This is a genomic window from Vibrio sp. G-C-1 (genome assembly GCF_021728015.1).
GTDB lineage: Bacteria > Pseudomonadota > Gammaproteobacteria > Enterobacterales > Vibrionaceae > Vibrio > Vibrio splendidus.
On record NZ_JAKKCR010000002.1, the window covers coordinates 177,297 to 195,881 of the forward strand.

At 45.1% G+C, this 18,585-nt stretch carries 17 protein-coding genes; 12 read left to right on the top strand and 5 right to left on the bottom strand.

Features of this window, described 5'->3' with window-relative positions; all coding sequences use genetic code 11:
* The first annotated feature begins 2 nt into the window (after positions 1–2).
* Both L3V36_RS03885 and L3V36_RS03890 read left to right on the top strand, forming a co-directional pair.
* Positions 3–197 (top strand): hypothetical protein, encoded by a 195-nt coding sequence (locus tag L3V36_RS03885; protein WP_004732575.1) that lies wholly within the window; start codon positions 3–5, stop codon positions 195–197.
* Positions 198–462: 265 nt separating this feature from the next.
* The gene (locus L3V36_RS03890; protein ID WP_004732576.1) at positions 463–948 is read left to right on the top strand and encodes an NADAR family protein; all 486 of its coding nucleotides are present in this window, start codon (positions 463–465) and stop codon (positions 946–948) included.
* A gap of 182 nt (positions 949–1,130) precedes the next feature.
* On the opposite strand, the gene L3V36_RS03895 is transcribed toward L3V36_RS03890, so the two are convergent.
* Positions 1,131–1,889, bottom strand: coding sequence for a transporter substrate-binding domain-containing protein (locus L3V36_RS03895; protein ID WP_065680957.1), 759 nt, complete (start codon positions 1,887–1,889; stop codon positions 1,131–1,133).
* A gap of 88 nt (positions 1,890–1,977) precedes the next feature.
* On the opposite strand from L3V36_RS03895, the gene L3V36_RS03900 reads away from it, so the two are divergent.
* The gene (locus L3V36_RS03900) at positions 1,978–4,413 is read left to right on the top strand and encodes a hybrid sensor histidine kinase/response regulator (RefSeq protein ID WP_065680958.1); all 2,436 of its coding nucleotides are present in this window, start codon (positions 1,978–1,980) and stop codon (positions 4,411–4,413) included.
* A 111-nt stretch (positions 4,414–4,524) separates the two neighbouring features.
* Here L3V36_RS03900 and L3V36_RS03905 read toward each other — a convergent pair whose 3' ends face one another.
* The gene (locus L3V36_RS03905) at positions 4,525–5,253 is read right to left on the bottom strand and encodes a UTRA domain-containing protein (protein WP_208774524.1); all 729 of its coding nucleotides are present in this window, start codon (positions 5,251–5,253) and stop codon (positions 4,525–4,527) included.
* 211 nt (positions 5,254–5,464) lie between these two features.
* Between L3V36_RS03905 and L3V36_RS03910 the strand changes: the two genes are divergently transcribed.
* The 6 genes from L3V36_RS03910 to L3V36_RS03935 all read left to right on the top strand — a co-directional run bounded on the left by L3V36_RS03910 (position 5,465) and on the right by L3V36_RS03935 (position 10,905).
* On the top strand, positions 5,465–6,589 hold the full coding sequence (locus tag L3V36_RS03910) for an ABC transporter substrate-binding protein (RefSeq protein WP_017084958.1): 1,125 nt from the start codon (positions 5,465–5,467) through the stop codon (positions 6,587–6,589).
* Between the two features lie 61 nt (positions 6,590–6,650).
* Positions 6,651–7,550, top strand: coding sequence for an alkaline phosphatase family protein (locus L3V36_RS03915; RefSeq protein ID WP_102447323.1), 900 nt, complete (start codon positions 6,651–6,653; stop codon positions 7,548–7,550).
* On the top strand, positions 7,547–8,440 hold the full coding sequence (locus L3V36_RS03920; protein WP_102447324.1) for an ABC transporter permease subunit: 894 nt from the start codon (positions 7,547–7,549) through the stop codon (positions 8,438–8,440). The genes L3V36_RS03915 and L3V36_RS03920 overlap by 4 nt, the downstream gene beginning before the upstream one ends.
* The gene (locus L3V36_RS03925; protein WP_004732591.1) at positions 8,440–9,225 is read left to right on the top strand and encodes an ABC transporter permease; all 786 of its coding nucleotides are present in this window, start codon (positions 8,440–8,442) and stop codon (positions 9,223–9,225) included. Before L3V36_RS03920 ends, L3V36_RS03925 begins: the two co-directional genes overlap by 1 nt.
* Positions 9,225–10,244 carry an ABC transporter ATP-binding protein gene (locus L3V36_RS03930; RefSeq protein WP_208774522.1) on the top strand — a complete coding sequence of 340 codons (1,020 nt, stop codon included), beginning with the start codon at positions 9,225–9,227 and terminating at the stop codon, positions 10,242–10,244. The genes L3V36_RS03925 and L3V36_RS03930 overlap by 1 nt, the downstream gene beginning before the upstream one ends.
* A gap of 1 nt (position 10,245) precedes the next feature.
* Complete coding sequence (locus tag L3V36_RS03935; protein WP_208774519.1) at positions 10,246–10,905, top strand: HAD family hydrolase; 660 nt, start codon at positions 10,246–10,248, stop codon at positions 10,903–10,905.
* Between the two features lie 75 nt (positions 10,906–10,980).
* On the opposite strand, the gene L3V36_RS03940 is transcribed toward L3V36_RS03935, so the two are convergent.
* From L3V36_RS03940 to L3V36_RS03950, 3 genes are all read right to left on the bottom strand, one after another.
* Positions 10,981–11,646 (bottom strand): response regulator, encoded by a 666-nt coding sequence (locus L3V36_RS03940; RefSeq protein ID WP_102397958.1) that lies wholly within the window; start codon positions 11,644–11,646, stop codon positions 10,981–10,983.
* The gene (locus tag L3V36_RS03945) at positions 11,643–13,013 is read right to left on the bottom strand and encodes an ATP-binding protein (protein ID WP_208774604.1); all 1,371 of its coding nucleotides are present in this window, start codon (positions 13,011–13,013) and stop codon (positions 11,643–11,645) included. Before L3V36_RS03945 ends, L3V36_RS03940 begins: the two co-directional genes overlap by 4 nt.
* A 288-nt stretch (positions 13,014–13,301) precedes the next feature.
* Positions 13,302–13,547: a hypothetical protein gene (locus L3V36_RS03950; protein WP_017072318.1), complete on the bottom strand. Its 246-nt coding sequence runs from the start codon at positions 13,545–13,547 to the stop codon at positions 13,302–13,304.
* 301 nt (positions 13,548–13,848) lie between these two features.
* Here L3V36_RS03950 and L3V36_RS03955 point away from each other — a divergent pair, with 301 nt between their 5' ends.
* The 3 genes from L3V36_RS03955 to L3V36_RS03965 all read left to right on the top strand — a co-directional run bounded on the left by L3V36_RS03955 (position 13,849) and on the right by L3V36_RS03965 (position 18,576).
* Complete coding sequence (locus L3V36_RS03955; protein WP_208774518.1) at positions 13,849–15,897, top strand: DUF3466 family protein; 2,049 nt, start codon at positions 13,849–13,851, stop codon at positions 15,895–15,897.
* 437 nt (positions 15,898–16,334) lie between these two features.
* The gene (gene hppD / locus L3V36_RS03960) at positions 16,335–17,408 is read left to right on the top strand and encodes a 4-hydroxyphenylpyruvate dioxygenase (protein WP_017091952.1); all 1,074 of its coding nucleotides are present in this window, start codon (positions 16,335–16,337) and stop codon (positions 17,406–17,408) included.
* Complete coding sequence (locus L3V36_RS03965) at positions 17,401–18,576, top strand: homogentisate 1,2-dioxygenase (RefSeq protein ID WP_208774515.1); 1,176 nt, start codon at positions 17,401–17,403, stop codon at positions 18,574–18,576. Before hppD ends, L3V36_RS03965 begins: the two co-directional genes overlap by 8 nt.
* Positions 18,577–18,585 lie beyond the last annotated feature (9 nt).

Below are 18,585 nucleotides of genomic sequence, written 5' to 3' on the forward strand. Positions count from 1 at the left end.
ACATGTCCATTAATTCTATCAACCATGATGAAATGACAAATATTGCAAACAAGTGGGATGCTGAAGAAGAAGTATCTTTCAAACCAGAAAAGAAAATGAAGTCCGCTGAAGCTCGTCGTCGTATTGAAGCTCTAAGAGAAATTAGAGAAAGCGGTTTTAGTCTGGAAGAAGCGAGGGAACTAGGTCTTATTCACTAAGGACCCCTATTGCATTTAAGAGGGTGGCGCACCGCCACCCTTTGATTTATATAACTTTTTAAAAGGGCTATGAGTTTTTTATAAGTAAACCATGTTCCTTGTCTCCCACCATTTAAATCCATTGTCCCGCCTTTACATTGCTTGTTCCCGACTAAAAACATGCTCATGGCATACTCTTGAACTAAGTTGTTTGACAGTAATATGCAACGCCACTAATTTTAAAGTTAAAGCAAAAATATGAGATGTCGTTGGTAAGGAGAAGGCTATGTCTAATTCTGTGGCGAAAGCCAAAGAAGTGCTGTTTTATGAACCTGAAGATCCAAACGGATACCTGTCAAATTTTGCAGCTTGTCCCATTAAGGTTAACGATCAAGTTTGGGCAACCAGCGAACATTATTATCAAGCGATGAAATTTGCTTCTGAAGCGTTACGCAATACTATTTTGGAAGCCAGTACCCCTGCTGAAGCGTTCTCTTTAAGTCGTGATTATGAAGACCAAGTTCGAGAAGATTGGTATGACATTCGTGTTGAAGTGATGCAGTTCATTGTGACTGAGAAGTTCAGACAGAACCCGCAGTTTGCGCTGTTTCTGACTAACACCGGAGATTCGGTGATCAAAGAGCATTCTCATAAAGACCATTTTTGGGGCGATGGTGGTGATGGAACTGGTGAGAACCGTTTAGGTGAAATTTTGATGGCGGTGCGACAACAGCTTCGTAATCAACAACTGCATTTGATTGCTTCGCACTAACCTATCGAGTACAAGTTCAAAGATAGTTTCCCCAAACGTTAAATTTTAAAGGCCGCTCTGCAATTTAGTACTAAGCTAGACTAAGCAGAGCGGCCTTTTCGTTGCAAGTCGAGCTAAGATGACTAAGAGTAGAAAAGTGCTCTACAACGTCAACTAGGCGCTATTACAGATAAACGAAGAATCTATAAGTACCCTTGCACGATGTCATCGAGCTGACCATCGTCTTTCATTTGGTCGAGACGTTGGTTGATGAAGCTTTGCAGCTTAGGATCCATCTCAGGGTCAAACGCCAAATGGATAGGGTAGTTATTGATCACTGAACCAAACTCTTGCATCTGATAATCATCAATACTTAACTTTTGCTCGTTTAGGTTGTATTTGATTCTCGATTCCATCTCAACAAAAACGGTATCACCAGGCGTTCGGTTTAATACACGAAAAGCCGCGCTGTAATCTTTAACTCGAATCTCGTTGAGCTTACCTTGTTTGATGTAAGGCTCTAGGTTTGGATATTCGAATCCCACCAGCAAGACCACCGCTTTTCCGTCTAAATCGTCGATAGTATTGAACTCAAATGGTTCCTTACCGCTACTCAGTAACACGTGTTTTACATTGTAAATCGGATCTTTAGACAGGTTTACAGATTGGATATTTCCCCAACTAGGACTGCCGTAAGTTACCCAGTTTGGATTCTCTCTCGCGTCGAGCTTGTCAATCATGCGGTTGAAAGGGTAGGTGTGGTAATCGACCTCGTATTGGCTGTCATCAAATACGGCCTCAACAATATCCGAAACCATTCCTCTGTGAGATGACCCGTCAGTTTCGATCTGAAAAGGTTGCGCTTGGCTCGCAATAATGTAGTAGTGAACAGGTTCGCTTGCAAAAGCATAACTGCTTGAAAACAAACTGACTATGGATGCAAATATAAGATGTTTTTTCATAACCTTCCCTAGTTATTTGATGAATGACTACTATTATACTAGTTGAGTAATTGTAGTTTGCTAGGATAACAATAATGGTAATTTGTGTATGGTGACAAAAGGAAAACGCTATATTGGACTCTCCCGACAGTTGATCGGGACTATCATAGCAATCAGCACCCTATTCACAGTTATAGTGACAGGTCTAGGGTTGTATGTGGAGTACCAAAGTCGAGTTTCTTTTATCAGTTCTCAGATCGAACAGGTTAAGGCTGGCTACCTTTCGGGTTTAACGTCCAGTTTGTGGGTTGAAGATCGAGAGCAACTGTTTGTGCAAGCCGAAGGTATCTCCCGCCTACCCTCGGTTAGTTACCTTCTTATCGAAAGTCCCGATGAAAAAATTCTAGAATTAGGTCAAAAGACCGCAGGTCAGTCTTATTCCCAGTCTTGGGAAATGGTGCACCAGATGGGGGGGACAGATTTCCCATTAGCGACGCTCACGGTGCAATCTGATTTGAGCATGATCCTCAACGACTTTGAAGAACGAGTTCTACTATTGCTCGCCTTCGAAGCCGTTAAAATCTTCTTATTGTCTCTGGTTTGTTTAACGATTGTCTATCGCCTCGTGGTCAAACGCTTAATGACTATGTCTTCCCAGATCAACCAGCAACAGGTCGAAGACAACAAACCACGCTTCATAACGCCAACCGATTCTACTTACAGAGACGAGATCTCGACACTAGAGAGTAGCTATAACCAGTCGGTTGAACGTATTCGTCAACAATACCAAGAACTGGAAAAAGCCAAAGATGTCGCTGAGGTTGCCAACCGCAACAAGAGTGAATTCCTTGCCAACATGAGTCACGAGATCCGGACTCCAATGAATGGCATCATCGGGTTATCGTCTCTACTTTCTGAAATGGATATGCCGAAAGAGCAAAAAGAGTACATCAACATGCTCAATACCTCTTCGCTTACGCTGCTCGACCTTATCAATGACATCTTGGATTATTCGAAGATAGAAGCGGGGCGACTAGAACTGCAACAAGAACCGATGAAAATGATGGGTATTGCTGCCGATGTTGAATCGACGTTTAGAGTTAAAGCCGAGCAGAAAGGGCTCAGATTCCAACTGGCGATTGATCCTAAGATCCCAACTATGGTGATTGGCGATGGCACCCAGCTAAGACAAGTACTGAATAACTTGGTCGGTAACGCCATCAAATTTACCGAGCATGGTCATGTCACACTCTCACTTCGCTTGGAAGAAGTCATAGAACCAAAACAAAAGCTCAGAGTGAAATTTGAGGTGACTGACAGCGGTATAGGTATTGCAGAAGACAAACAGAAATCGGTGTTCGATAAGTTTCAACAAGCCGACGGCAGTACCACGCGTATTTACGGAGGCACAGGGCTTGGTTTAACGATATGCGAGAAGATCGTGACATTGATGGGCAGCAAGCTTGAGCTAACCAGTGTCGTAGGCAAGGGGAGTACATTCTACTTTACCGCTGACTTTGACCCGAGCCTGGACGTTGACGAAAGCAATATCGATTTTAATAAAGTTTCGGTGCTTCTGGTTGATGATAGTCAGCTGAATATGCGTATTACCTCAACACAGCTTCAATCATTCGGCGTTAAGTCTGAGTGTTGTGAAACCGCCACCCAAGCGTTAGAGCTTGTTTCAGAGTCTGTGGCTAAGTCATCACCCTATGATCTAGTGCTGATAGACAAAGTGATGCCATCCGTTGATGGCTTTCAACTGGCGAGAAGCTTAGTTGAACGCTTTGGTAGCGAGTGTCCTAAATTAGTGATGATCTCCGCTGACCCTAGAAAGCAAGATGAGGCTCGCGCTAAACAAGTGGGTTTTGTTGCCTACATAGCTCGTCCTTATCAAGATAACCAACTTAAATGGACGTTGAGTGAAGTCCTCGCGAGAGCAGCGGATACCTCAAACTTTACTTATCCAAACAGAGGTGAGGTCGCGTTCAAAGACAATGAACCTGTACCATTAACTAAACCTGCGAGTTCTGCTGAAGCTACACCAACTGTCTCTGTTAAAACCAGAAAAGTAGATAAGCAAGATCCAATTCAAGCAGAGTCAAAACCTGTCGCGGTTGCTGGAGAATTTAGTGGTACGGTATTGGTCGTTGAAGACTCGCGAGTAAACCAGCAAGTTGCCAAGATGATGCTCAAGAAACTTGGCTTTGAGGTTGATATTGCCGATAACGGTGAGATTGGTGTCGAGAAATTCCAGGCCAACGAATACGAGATGATTTTTATGGATTGCCAGATGCCAGTTCTTGATGGCTTCGAAGCCACTAAACAGATCCGAGCGTTAGAAGAGGGCTCTTCACAACATATTCCAATCGTCGCACTCACGGCCAACGTTGTGCAGCGAGACAAGCATTTGTGTTTTGATGTGGGTATGGATGAGTTCTTACCAAAACCGGTTAATCAAGGAAAGCTGAGAGAGATAGTTGCCAGTTTTTTATCTAAAGAAACCGATTCGACCAAAGAAGAAGATGAGCAAAAGATTGTTTAGTTAGTGCCTCATTAAACGTAACCGTTGAAAATAAAAACTCCGACTGAATCAGTCGGAGTTTTTGTATGTGCTCGCTTTTTTTCCTAAGCCTAGGCAAATGGTTACGTGACGCTAACCAATACTATCAATATGAATCACTACAGAATCGGGTCGCCAGTATTCCAACTCGCAATCCATTAGTTCACCGTCCTGTTTGTAGTTCACTCGGCAGATCTTAAGAACAGGCTGCCCCTCTGCCAAATTCAGCGCCTTGGCGACATGCGCAGGGGCAGAGGTGGGTATCACATCAAAGCGCGATTGTTGGGTCTCGTAGCCGTATTTTTCTCGGTAGATGCCTGTCAGCGACATGGTGAGGTTTTCTGACAACACCTTCTCAAACAACGGCGCTTTTAAGACGTTTTCAACAAACAGCACCGCTCGGCCATCAATAAAGCGTAGTCGCTCAATCACGTGTATCGGCGTTATCTGTTCTATCTCTAATGCTTTGGCGTAATCGCCCGCGGCCATCTCTGTGCGGGTGCTCAGCAGCCTTGTTTCTGCAATACGATGTTGTTCGCGAATCATTTGATGAAAGTGAGAACGAGACAGCGGGTTGTAGCGGATACGTTCGGGTGACACATACCAGCCACGGCGCTCTTCTCGGTATATCAAACCTTCGGTTTCCAGAGACACCAACGCATCTTTGAGCGTGATTCGTGTGGTGGAAAACAGTTCGCTCAGGTTTCTTTCTGATGGCAGTTTTTGCCCTTCAATGAAGATACCTGATTGAAGCTGCTCTCGAATACTCGCCTTAATTCTTCCTAACTGTGTCCCTGATTGCCCGGTGCCCAATGTTCTCATTACTGATCTAGTCCATAAGTTCGTGTGCTTAATAAGGTAAACCATGGAGTTAACAGGAATGTGACAGTAACCAATGGCTTATTGTCATATGAGTGAAATATAACTGCCACGTAAATGCACTCGAACTGTCAAATAACTTACGGTAAACCGTCACATTCCGGCTATAGCATACAAAACGAACTTACTGACCTAGTCCAGAAGGATAGAGACAATGAAAACTTTGCTTAGCCGTTCAACTGTATCGCCAAGAAAATTGATGGGTTCACCTACAAAGCTAATAGGCACAACCGCTAAATTGATTGGTGTAACAGGACTTACGGCAACACTTTCAATGCCAGCGATGGCGAAGGATGCTGATCTTGAGTCACTGATTGAAGCCGCTCAAAAAGAGGGTGCTGTTTACAGTGTGGGTATGCCAGACAGTTGGGCAAACTGGAAAGGCACATGGACTGACCTGAAAGCAAACTACGGTTTGAAGCATCAGGATACCGATATGAGCTCGGCGCAAGAGATCTCGAAATTTGAAGCAGAGAAGAAAAACGCAACCGCTGATATTGGTGATGTGGGTTTCGCATTCGCACGTGTGGCCGTAAAGAAAAACGTCACTCAGCCATACAAACCAACCACTTGGAATGACATTCCAGACTGGGCAAAAGACAAAGATGGTCACTGGGCTCTGGCTTACACAGGTACTATCTCGTTCATTTCAAACAATAACCTTGTTGAAGATGCACCAAAATCTTGGAGTGACCTACTAGAAGGTGACTACAAAGTCACAGTCGGTGATGTAGGTGTAGCAGCACAAGCAAACAACGCAATTCTAGCGGCTGCATTTGCTAACGGTGGTGACGAGTCAAACCTAAAACCGGCGATTAAATTCTTTGGTGAGCTAGCGAAGCAAGGCCGTCTGTCTTACACCGACCCAAGCATCGCGAATCTTGAAAAAGGCGAAGTGGAAGTGGCAATCATGTGGGACTTCAACGCACTGAACTACCGCGACAAGATCGACCGTGAGCGCTTTACAGTCAGCATTCCACAAGATGGCTCAGTGATTTCTGGTTACACCACCATCATTAACAAATACGCACAAAACCCGAACGCGGCGAAGTTGGCTCGTGAATACATCTTCAGCGACCAAGGCCAAATCAACCTAGCAGAAGGTTACGCACGTCCAATCCGCAGCAACATTACGCTACCTCAATCAGTACAAGACAAGCTGATCTCGAACGATGAATACAGCAATGTGCACCCAGTGACTGACTTCTCAGCATGGGAAAAATCAGCACGTCGCCTGCCACGTCAATGGCAAGAAAGCGTATTGATTCACCAGCAGTAACCCCGCTTAACACGCCACCTTCCGTAGGTGGCTTTTAGAAACAAGCAATAGAGAATAGACCATGAGCAATAAGGTTATCCTTGTTGTTCTAGATGGACTGAACTATCAGGTAGCCCGTGATTGCATGGGCTACCTGAACGGTCTTCTAGAACTAAGTGATATGCAGACAAAACAGGGCGATTCGCACAATGAACAGAGCGATTCGTACAATAAAAAGAGTACTTCGCAGAGCACGCAAAAAAATAAGCTGCGCGCCACGCTTTACCCTGTACAGTGCGAACTGCCGTCTATGTCACGTCCACTGTATGAGTGCATCCTGACCGGTGTTCGCCCTGTCGAGAGTGGCATCGTCAACAACCAAATCGTGCGTTTGTCGAATCACGAGTCGATCTTTAGCTTGGCGAAGTCGCAGAACAAAGTGACGGCAGCTGCGGCTTACCATTGGGTGAGCGAGTTATATAACCGAGCGCCATTTGATGCAGTACGCGACCGTTTCACCAATGATGAAAGCATGAACATCCAACATGGTTGTTTCTACCACTGGGATCACTACCCAGACGAAGCCTTGTTCTTGGATGCAGAGCATCTGCGCGTCACTCATCAACCTGATTTCTTATTGATTCACCCAATGAACATTGACGACATGGGACACAAGCATGGGCTGGATTCTCGCCAGTACCGTAATAGTGCTCGTGGCGCGGATATCTACCTATCGAACTACCTTGAGAAATGGGTAAATGATGGTTATCAAGTGATCATCACCAGTGACCATGGCATGAACAATGACTTGTCTCATGGTGGCATTCTGCCTGAAGAGCGTGAAGTGCCTTTCTTTGTGATTGGCGATAAGTTTACACACCAAGAATGTTCAGTGAAACAGACCGACATCTGCGGCAACGTCTGTCAGCTACTCAACCTTGAACACGATAAATCTTACACTCAGGAATTGTTGGCCCTATGAGCAGTTCTGTAATCACGCAGACCGATGGCTCTGCGCTTAAACCCAAAACCAAATCTTTGTTTCAACGCTTCAAGCCCGCTTTGTGGCTTGCGCCTTTCGCGCTGTTTTTCTATCTGTTCCAACTGGCACCGATGGTTTGGGTGCTGATCAACAGCTTCTTCTATGACGACGAACTCTCTCTCGAAAACTATTCTGAAATATTCGATTCTGCCTTCATGATGCAGGCCTTCGGTAACAGTTTATGGCTGTCGATTTGGTCGAGCATTATTGGTTTAGCGATCGCGACTCTGCTCGTTTCTTCACTGCGCCGCGTTGATTCTAAAATCCGCGATGCGGTGATCGCGTTTACCAATATGAGCAGCAACTTTTCTGGTGTGCCTTTGTCGTTCGCATTCATCATCATCTTGGGCACCAACGGTGCTATCACCTTATTGCTCAAGCAGTATGGATTACTAGGTGATTTCGACCTGTACGGTAAATGGGGCTTGCTGGCGATTTACATCTACTTCCAGATCCCATTAGCGGTGTTGTTGCTCTATCCAGCGTTTGATGCTCTGAGTGACGACTGGCAAGCCGCTTCGGCATTGCTTGGCGCGAAAACTTGGCAGTACTGGACCAAAATCGCGCTGCCTGTGTTATCTCCGGCTTTGTTCGGCACCTTCATCATCTTGATTGCCAATGCGATTGGTGCCTATGCGAGCGTGTATGCGTTGACCTCGGGCAACTACAACGTGATTACGATTCGAATCGCTAGCTTGGTATCGGGCGACTTGTTCTTAGAACCCAATCTAGCCGCCGCAATTTCTGTGATTCTGATGGCGATGCTGGCCTTCATCACCGTGATTAACCAATGGCTGATCAGCAAAAGCTACGCAGGGAAGAGAAAGTAATGAACACCGTAAATACTCGCTTTCATAAAACGGTTGTCTATTCGATTGTCGGCATCATGATGATCCCGATCTTAGCGACCTTTATCTACTCGATCTCCTCGCGTTGGGGCGCCACTATCCTGCCGGATGGCTTCACGTTAGATTGGTACATCAACCTGCTGACGGATCCTCGCTTCTTGCAAGCCTTTGGTCGTTCACTGTTTATCTGCGTGGCGGCACTGTCATTGAGTGTGGTGTTGGTTCTGCCTGCGATTTTCGTGGTGTTTTACTATTTCCCGAAACTCGACAAGGTAATGAATATTCTGATCTTATTGCCATTCGCTGTACCGCCAGTAGTGTCATCAGTTGGTTTACTTCAATTGTATGCAGACAGTGAAATCTCACTGATAGGCACGCCGTGGATTTTGATTGGCACCTACTTCACCATCGCACTGCCATTCATGTATCGTGCGATTGCCAACAGCTTTGAAGCAATTAACTTGCATGACTTGATGGACGCGGCACACCTGCTTGGCGCGAGTACCACCAAGGCATTCTTGCTGATTATTTTGCCAAACCTTAAGAAAGGCTTAATGGCGTCACTGTTCTTGTCGTTCTCGTTCCTATTGGGCGAGTTCGTGTTCGCCAACATCTTGGTAGGAACACGCTACGAGACACTGCAAATCTACCTATACAACATGCGTCAAACCAGCGGCCACTTCACGTCAGCCCTTGTGATGACGTACTTCCTGTTTATTTTCTTACTGACTTGGTTGGCAAGTCGTTTCAGCCAGGGAACAAAATAATGAGCTATGTAAATGCGAAAAACCTCACCAAGCGCTTTGGTGACAACACAGTGTTTGAAGACATTGAATTTTCCATCGAGAAGGGCGAATTCATTACTCTGCTTGGCCCGAGTGGCTGTGGTAAATCGACTCTGCTGCGCAGCTTGGCTGGCCTGAATCCTGTTGATGGTGGCGAGATCTGGGTGAACGGTGAAGAGATTACTCACCAAGTGCCACAACAGCGTGGTATCGGCATGGTGTTTCAATCTTATGCGCTTTTCCCGAACATGACGGTTGAAGGCAACATTGTGTTTGGCCTGAAAATGAAAAAGCTTGCTGCTGACGAGATTAAGCGTGAAGTCGCGAAAGTGATTGGGCTGGTGGACTTAACGGGCAAAGAGAAGTTCTACCCGCATCAGTTATCGGGCGGTCAACGCCAGCGTGTGGCCTTGGCAAGAGCTTTGGTGGTCAAGCCGCGTATTTTGTTATTAGATGAGCCGCTTTCGGCGTTGGATGCGAAGATCCGAAAGCACCTACGCCAACAGATCCGAGATATTCAAAAAGAGATGAACCTGACCACGATCTTCGTGACCCACGATCAAGAAGAAGCGATGATCATGTCTGACCGTATTTTCTTGATGAACAAAGGCGAGATCGTACAAGCAGGTACACCCGAAGAGATCTACACTCAACCAGCCAATGAATTTGTGGCTGGGTTCATGGGTCACTACAATCTGGTGCAAGCGAACAAAGCCAAGCAACTTTTCAACATTGAAACCGAGTGGAAAGTGGCGATTCGACCGGAATCTATCTACGTGAAAGAACAAGGCCGACAATATGGCGAGCATATCTCCGCGCCGAAAACGGGCACTATTCGTAACCACCAGCTCTTGGGTAACGTGATTCGCTACCAAGTGGACGTCGATGAATGTGAATTAACCGTCGATTTACTTAACCGCTCCTCTGAGCGACTGTTGGCAAACGGCAGCCAACTTGAACTCCTGTTTAACCTTAACGAAATTCAACCTGTGAGAGCCTAAGATGTTCAAACCTTTGTATGTATTTGATATGGACGAAACGCTGATCAATGCCGATGCAGCGATGCTCTGGAATGAGTTCTTGGTTGAAAAGGGCATTGCCACTGCGTCCAACTTTATTGAAGAAGATAAGCGCTTAATGGGCCTGTATTCGGAAGGCAAACTGAACATGGAAGATTACCTCACGTTTTCCATGCAGCCTTTAGCCGATATGCCAACAGAGCAAGTCACCGCCTTGGTGGAAGAGTGTGTTGAACAGCATATTTTGCCTAAACAGTTCAAGCAGTCGAAACCTTTGATTGAGCAGCTTGAGAATGATGATATTGATATGCTGATCATCTCTGCCAGCGTGACTTTCTTAGTGGAAGCGGTCGGCCGTAAGATTGGTATTGAGAACGCACTCGGTATCGATTTGATTGAAAACCAAGGCCGTTTTACTTCTCAGATCTCAGGCGTACCAAGCTACCGTGAAGGCAAAGTGACGCGTTTAAAAGAGTGGTTAGACAATCAAGAAACAAACTACTCAGACATTCACTTTTATACAGATTCAATCAACGACTTACCTTTGTGTGAACACGCTGATTTTGCTTATCTGGTAAACCCATGTCCGCGTTTGAAAGCGTTAGCCGATCAACCTAATTGGTCGATCCTTGACTGGGATTAACGCTGATCCCATCTTTGAATTATGTTCGCTTTAGAACGAAAAAAGCCGCTGATGAAAGCGGCTTTTTGATTCGTATTATTCTATTTCTAGTTTGTAACCTATCCCGTAAATGGATTTAATGTAGTCACATTTTTCATTTATCGAGACCATTTTTTTGCGTAAGTTTTTAATATGGCTATCGATAGTGCGATCACTGACCACTCTTCTATCGTCGTAGATTTTATCAATTAATTGATCGCGACTATAAATGCGGCCAACATTTTGATAGAGAAGGTGCAAAAGCCGAAACTCAGCTGGCGTTAAACTTAGCTTAATACCACATAGGACGGCGGTCATACTCAATTCATCAATATCAATGGCGTTCGTTGCTGACGTGGCTTGGGGCTTGTTGGAACGGCGCAAAATATTTTTCACCCTCACGACCACTTCTCTCGGGCTGTACGGCTTACATATATAATCATCTGCACCCAGTTCAAGCCCAACGAGTCGATCAATCTCTTCGACCTTGGCTGTCGCCATAACCACTGGGATGTCACTGAACGTTCTCAGCTCTCGATAAATATCCAACCCGTCTCGATTAGGTAGCATGAGGTCGAGAATAATGAGTTTAGGCGATGCTTTTTTTACCCAGTCAATGACAAGACTACCATCGATAATATGATGACTTTCAAGGCCAGAGTGCTCTAAGTACTCACAAAGTACACTTGCTAATGCAGGCTCATCTTCGACGACTAAAATCACGATTTTATTTCCTTTGGTAACGCTATGATGATTCGTAGTCCACCCAATTCTGAGTGGTCGGCAGTAATGTGTCCTTGGTGCGCTTCAACGATATTTTTACAGATAGATAAGCCAAGTCCAGAACCGCCACTTGAGCGGCTGCGCGATTTATCAACGCGGTAAAGCCTCTCAAACAAACGCGGAAGTGATGCATCAGGTACACCTGGATCACTGTCTTCAACGTTGATAACAATACTATCACTAATATCGGTAACATCTATCGATACATACCCATTATTGCCAGTGTATCGCGCGCTATTTTCTAACAGATTCACAAACAGTTGTGTCAGTAATCTCTCATCACACGAGGTAAACAGTGGCGCCGAATGGTCATAGTGCTTTGTTAATGTGATGTTTTTTTGTTCTAAACGGATCGAGTTTTGAACGATCACAGAATCAATCAGTTTATGTATATCAACGTTGTTTTTAACATTGAGGTTAAATCCGATGTCATACAGGGAGAGTTGGTGAAGATCCTCAACGAGTTGACCCAACGTGATGATTTGTTGATGTAACGAGTCGATGTATTTTGGTTCAGGTGATCGAATACCGTCTTGTAGCGCCTCTAGTTCACTTCTAAGCACGGTGATAGGCGTTCTAAGTTCATGTGAAATATCTGATAACCACTGTTCTCTAAGTGTTTTCTGTTTTCTTAGTGTCTCGACAACACCGTTGAATATTCCGATGAGATCAGACAATTCATCATTGCCGCTTTTTTTAATGTAGAAATCGAGATCGCCATTTTCGATAGATTTGGCACCTTTCGACAAAGCACGCAATGGTTTCAAAAATCGCCTAACAAGAAACAAAGAGATAAGGAATGAAAGTAACACGGTAATCGATGCGATAGTGCTTACATGCGTCGTTTGTTGTTTGAAAAAGCTTTCTGCTAAAGGCCCTGATATTTCATCCATCTGGACGATGGAGATATACCCAATAACTTGATCATCCAGTGTTATTTCGACTAGCGCTTGATGCTGACCATCTTCAAGGTGATGTAGGTTTTCAGGCGGTCCAATTATGGCTCGCCCGTCTTGATCTAAAATGTTGAGTCGTTGCCAAATAGGTTGAAGGCCTGGCGCTTCCGGCTCTCTTAATGGTGGTGGCGATGGGTGTCTGTCACGAGGATGTGGTCGTGAGGGGCCGCCAATGCTACTGGCGATTAAATGTGGTTCACGCTCTAGCCTCCTCCACTTTTCGGAAGGTGAGTAATATTGCTTTAAGTTATTGGCGAGTTCTTGAGCTAGGGCAATCTCATTATTATTTGTGAAATCTTGGAGCCCTCTTTGAAAACTGGAGTTAATAAAATAGGTCAGTACAAAGAGCATGGTCACGCACACCATTAGTATTGAAACAAACAGTTTGGTGAAGATTGATATGCGCACGTTCTCTCCAGAAATTAAAGTGAATTAAGACGATAGAGTGAGTTAAGACAATAAAATGAGATAAACCAATATTAGCCCTCGATCGTGTGGGAAATATGGACATTGCTTTCTTTATTCATCTTAGGCCATGTATAAGCACTCTTTTGTTAGAAACGAATAGCGAGCTGACAGGGTGCTATACCCCATCAGCTCGCATTGAATTATCACTATTTTAGGATAACCCTCTAACCATTATTGACGTCTTGGTGGTGGTGGCGGAACTTCCTCTTCCGATAGACCACCGCTTCCATCTGCGTCTAGTTTATCAAAGTCATCGGCGAGTGGACCTCTGAGCTCTTCTAATTGTAATTCGCCATCACCGTTTGCATCCATTTCTTCAAAGCTTGGCATTTCTCTTGGGCCTTCACGGCTTTCAGCACACGCTTGAAGCGCGAATGTCGATGTCAGTAAAAGTAATGCCGTCGTGATTTTGTTCATCATTTAATTCCTATTCGTAACCAAATATAAGTGTAATTCTTTGACGCAAATAGGTTAGCGATCAAATTAGCAGAGAAAATGGATAAATCTAGGAGATGAAAGTTAGCGCTTAACTTTATAAGAGCATCAGATCATTAGCCCATCAAGTCAGGTTGTTTAAACCTCCATTGTTTCTACATAGTTTCCACATTTTCTATTTTTATCCTAGTCAACTATTGAACTCATGAATTTAATGCCTTTAGCAATAAAGGCAGAAAGCTATCGTTGGTATTGAAATGGATTATTTTTTAGGAGCCGTAGAATGAAGGCAATGGTAAAAAAATCAGTCGTTGTCTCATCTACGTTGTTGGTTGCTTCTTATAGTAACGCTGCGCTTTATAGGGTGGTTTTGGAGGAATCACCAGTAGAAACGGAATCGGTGTATGGGGTCGCAGTTGAACCAGAGCTTGGTACAACGGATTGCTTTAGTACCAGTTGTGGTGACACCGACTACGCATTCGCAGGGGAAGCTCAAAATGCAGAACCAGGTTTTTCCTTCAAAGAGGAGGTCCCCTTTGGTATCGATAACACGTTCTACTATTTGGATTATGACGATATCTATAGCTACTGCACGAGCGAACTTGGCTACGCGACTTGTGAAGCTTGGAGTTCTTTATTGTGGTATGGCGATGATGGTGCGGGCATTGGAGGCTTGAAAAATGAGCGTGATGCGTATTACGAGCTTAGCTATCAGACTAATTCCACGGCTTTTTATGATTCTTCTTCGCTAAGCGAGATCCCAGATGTTGGCAGCAACCCACCTGATGTGAGCAGTTATAGTTATTCCTTTGTTGATGGAACAGAGGAGAAGGTCATCACTAAAGTTGACGAGAATGGTTTTGTTCTTGGTAACACCAGCAGTGGTTACTACAGTTATAACAACCAATATATTCAGTTGTATAGGCAGCGTGGTTACTACGATACAGGCACTGAATTTACGGTTCTCCAACCTGAAGCCGATACCAGCATTACGATCAGCGATGCTGACGGCGAAGCGAATATAATCTCCCAAATGGGAAGAACGATGGCTTTTGACTCTTTCAGTTATGGAGGGGAAAGCTATGTGGTCGGAAGCGCGTCCGTTGCGACTTTTAATTACAGTGATGGATACAAAGATTATGACTCTCCGTACACATCCGACAGTGATGCTGAGGATCTAGATAATTGTATCGATGAAGATATTGAGCCTGCTTTATATCCAGAGTGTCAGAACTTTGCTTTTGCTAATCGAGCTTTTGTCTGGAATATAACCGATGCGAATGGTCCCAATGATGATGGAAACCGTTTTGCAGTATCCGATTGGGAAACCAGTTCGACCTATTACTCTTACAACGATGATGAAGCTTCAGCACAAGCGAGTGTGAGGGCTGCAACGATTTCGTCTAGAGGGACATATAGCTCTTATCCTGTTTTAGTTGGTTACAATACGGAACTAGATGATTCAGATAACTTTCTTATGCAGGCTGCTGTATTTAGGCCAAGCAGTACGTCAAATTTCAGCGTTTCGGAAAATGCTTGGACGACTACATTTATCGCTAATGCGACGGTAGAAGTGAGTGATTCATACATTCACAGTAATTCTGTCGCAACAGACATTAATGAAAACATGATGGTTATTGGTTATGCAAAACGAGATGGTGATTATCCGTCGGATCGTGTGTCTGATAATCGTATGTTCGTCGCTGATGCGAATGACACAACGCCAACTGCCACATTCTTCGCAAGTTTAGGTGAAGACATTTTCTTTGATAGTGCAGAGGGAAAAGTAAGTGAGATCAATAACTACAATGAAATCGTTGGCTATGTTGACGCCGAAACTCACGCTGAAGTAGACGGCCATGAAAGAAGGCATCGCGGCTTCATTTTCCCTTATAACGACACTGGTACCGATGCAGATAGACGTGCAAGATATAATGATCAAGCTTGGTGGTTAGACGACCTAACTAACGGTGGTGACGACAGTGATGCCAACAACCACTTTAGAATATTGGACGCAACCGACATTAATGACGCGGGTGTTATCTCAGGGACGGCAATACAATGTTTTGCGAGTGAAAGTAGCTCCTCTTCTATGGCTTATGATTCAACCGCACACTTTGCTTATTGTAATGATGGAGTAGGTGACGAGAGGGTAGTGGCTGTAAAACTTATCCCGATATCTGGAGCAACAAGTGAAGACATTGCTGAAAGAAGTGATGATAGCGCTGAAGATGTTGAACGTAGTGGTGCCGGTACCGGGCTATTGGTGCTTATCAGTTTAATGTCCGTGCTTTCAGTTCGCTTGAAAAAGTCTCGTTCTGTGATTGCCTAAATTGATGACGTGCTCACGAGAGAAACAACCGCTATTTGACCGTCAACCATTAAAGTAATGGGTTTGATTTGATACTTCGTCCCATAAGAATACCGCTGGGATATGAAGCTTTTTAAAAGAGCATCACCTGTTTTGTGATGCTCTTTTTACGTTCAACATACACTTATCTCTTTCTGCTTTAGCCAAAAAAATCACTTGTAACAATTAAGTAACATCTCTTGCTTTGCTGTAAATCAAACCACCACTCTTCAATCCCTTGATAGCACTCACTTTGTTGTTGTGAGGGTTTGTGTGTAACAAATATTTTACAAATTGACGGGTTTTTAGCGTTATTGCCCATTTCCTTCGATGCATTCCAATCTTTCCGCTTGTGGGCCAAATTTAATTAAGGACAAAAAACACGTAATACAAAACCAATAGGTACAAGGAGAAAGTTCATGGTGGATACATACAACCCGCTTGGCACGGATGGATTCGAGTTTGTTGAATACACGGCCGTTGACCACAAGGGAATTGAGCAACTTAAAGCACTGTTTGTGTCACTTGGTTTTGCTGAGGTCGCCAAGCATCGCTCAAAAGAGGCTTGGCTGTATCGACAAGGTGACATCAACTTCATCGTTAATGAACAACCGCACAGCCAAGCGGAAGCGTTCGCTAAAGTGCATGGGCCATCGGTCTGTGGCATGGCTTTTCGTGTCAACGAAGCGACAGCTGCAATGGAACAAGCGTTTAAGGGCGGTGGTGAAGAGTACAAAACAGAAATAGGGCCAATGGAGCTGAGTATTCCTGCCATTTACGGTATCGGTGAAAGCCTGCTCTATTTTGTGGATCGTTATGGCAAGCAGAGCATCTATGACGTCGATTTCAGATTCTATGACGATGCGGAGCAGCGCATGGCCGAAGCCAATGTTGGCTTGTATGAAATCGACCATCTCACGCACAACGTGAAACAAGGCAATATGGATGTATGGTCTGGGTTCTATGAGCGTCTTGGCAACTTCCGCGAGATTCGCTACTTCGACATTGAAGGCAAGCTGACAGGCCTTGTGAGCCGCGCTATGACCTCACCGTGTGGCAAAATCCGTATCCCTATTAATGAGTCTTCCGACGACAAATCACAAATTGAAGAGTTCATTCGTGAATACAACGGCGAAGGTATCCAACACATCGCACTCGCCACCGATGATATCTACAAAACCGTGAAGACTCTGCGTGATCGCGGCATGGACTTTATGCCAACCCCAGATACCTACTATGAGAAAGTTGACGATCGTGTGAAAGGCCACGGGGAAGATACCGATTTGCTGCGTGACTTACGTGTTCTGATTGATGGCGCGCCGACCAAAGACGGCATCTTGCTGCAAATTTTCACACAGACGGTAATTGGGCCTGTGTTCTTTGAAATCATTCAGCGTAAAGGCAACGAAGGCTTTGGCGAAGGCAACTTTAAAGCACTGTTTGAATCGATTGAAGAGGACCAGATTCGTCGAGGAGTATTAGACGATGCATAAATGGATCTCGTTTCCTCATCGGGAGGGGGTGTGCTCTAAACAAGCGCATGCCGATTTTCCCGAAGAGGCAATTTATGAGCGAGAGGCGGGCCGAAGTGGATTCTTCGGCCCTGCCGCTCATTTTCATCACCAACATGCCCCAACTGGTTGGTCGGAGTGGGAGGGCGATCTGCGTCCTCGCGCTTTTGATTTTACGCTGGTGGAGAAAGCTAGCCAGATAACCCCTTGGGCTGTGCCTCATCTTTTGCACAATGCGGACTGCAAAATCCGTGTATGGCGCATGGATGAGAAGATGGATTTCTTGGTGCGTAATTCCGATGGTGATGAGCTGCTGTTCATTCACCAAGGCAGCGCCGATCTCTATTGCGACTATGGTCATTTAGAGGTGGGTGAAGGGGATTACGTGATGATCCCGCGCTCGACCAACTGGCGCTTAGAGCCAAGTGAGCCGATGTTCATCTTAATGATTGAGAACACAGACGCGGCTTACTCCCTGCCAGAGAAAGGCATGGTCGGTAATCACGCGGTGTTTGATCCTGCGGTGCTCGACATTCCTTCAATCAATGATCAATTTCGCGCTCAGTATTCAGAAAATCAAACTCAGGTGCAGGTGAAACGCCACGACAAAGTCAGTGTGATCACCTATCCGTTCAATCCATTGGACGCAATTGGTTGGCATGGCGACCTAACAGTGGTGAAAGTGAATTGGCGCGATATCAGACCGCTGATGTCACATCGCTACCACTTGCCACCCTCTGCGCATACGACGTTTGTTGGCGCAGGCTTTGTGGTGTGCACCTTTGTACCACGCCCGATTGAGAGCGATCCCGGTGCATTGAAAGTGCCGTTCTACCACAACAATGATGACTACGACGAAGTATTGTTCTATCACGCTGGTGACTTCTTCAGTCGCGACAACATTGAAGCGGGCATGGTGACCTTCCATCCGGCGGGCTTCACTCATGGGCCTCACCCAAAGGCGTTCAAGGCTGGGCAAGCGCACAAGAAGAAGTTTACCGATGAAGTGGCGGTGATGATCGATACTCGCCATGCACTGCAGTTCTCTGACGAACTCGACAGTGTTGAGAACAAAGAATATGTCTACAGTTGGCAAGATACTGGTTCTCAAGAGATGAGCCTGCAAGAGCCGGTAGACGACAAGAAATAAGGGACAAGG

Coding starts and splice junctions, on each gene's coding strand:
- L3V36_RS03885 (WP_004732575.1), top strand. CDS start 3: ATGTCCATTAATTCTATCAACCATGATGAAATGACAAATATTGCAAAC.
- L3V36_RS03890 (WP_004732576.1), top strand. CDS start 463: ATGTCTAATTCTGTGGCGAAAGCCAAAGAAGTGCTGTTTTATGAACCT.
- L3V36_RS03895 (WP_065680957.1), bottom strand. CDS start 1,889: ATGAAAAAACATCTTATATTTGCATCCATAGTCAGTTTGTTTTCAAGC.
- L3V36_RS03900 (WP_065680958.1), top strand. CDS start 1,978: ATGGTGACAAAAGGAAAACGCTATATTGGACTCTCCCGACAGTTGATC.
- L3V36_RS03905 (WP_208774524.1), bottom strand. CDS start 5,253: ATGAGAACATTGGGCACCGGGCAATCAGGGACACAGTTAGGAAGAATT.
- L3V36_RS03910 (WP_017084958.1), top strand. CDS start 5,465: ATGAAAACTTTGCTTAGCCGTTCAACTGTATCGCCAAGAAAATTGATG.
- L3V36_RS03915 (WP_102447323.1), top strand. CDS start 6,651: ATGAGCAATAAGGTTATCCTTGTTGTTCTAGATGGACTGAACTATCAG.
- L3V36_RS03920 (WP_102447324.1), top strand. CDS start 7,547: ATGAGCAGTTCTGTAATCACGCAGACCGATGGCTCTGCGCTTAAACCC.
- L3V36_RS03925 (WP_004732591.1), top strand. CDS start 8,440: ATGAACACCGTAAATACTCGCTTTCATAAAACGGTTGTCTATTCGATT.
- L3V36_RS03930 (WP_208774522.1), top strand. CDS start 9,225: ATGAGCTATGTAAATGCGAAAAACCTCACCAAGCGCTTTGGTGACAAC.
- L3V36_RS03935 (WP_208774519.1), top strand. CDS start 10,246: ATGTTCAAACCTTTGTATGTATTTGATATGGACGAAACGCTGATCAAT.
- L3V36_RS03945 (WP_208774604.1), bottom strand. CDS start 13,013: ATGCTCTTTGTACTGACCTATTTTATTAACTCCAGTTTTCAAAGAGGG.
- L3V36_RS03950 (WP_017072318.1), bottom strand. CDS start 13,547: ATGAACAAAATCACGACGGCATTACTTTTACTGACATCGACATTCGCG.
- L3V36_RS03955 (WP_208774518.1), top strand. CDS start 13,849: ATGAAGGCAATGGTAAAAAAATCAGTCGTTGTCTCATCTACGTTGTTG.
- hppD (WP_017091952.1), top strand. CDS start 16,335: ATGGTGGATACATACAACCCGCTTGGCACGGATGGATTCGAGTTTGTT.
- L3V36_RS03965 (WP_208774515.1), top strand. CDS start 17,401: ATGCATAAATGGATCTCGTTTCCTCATCGGGAGGGGGTGTGCTCTAAA.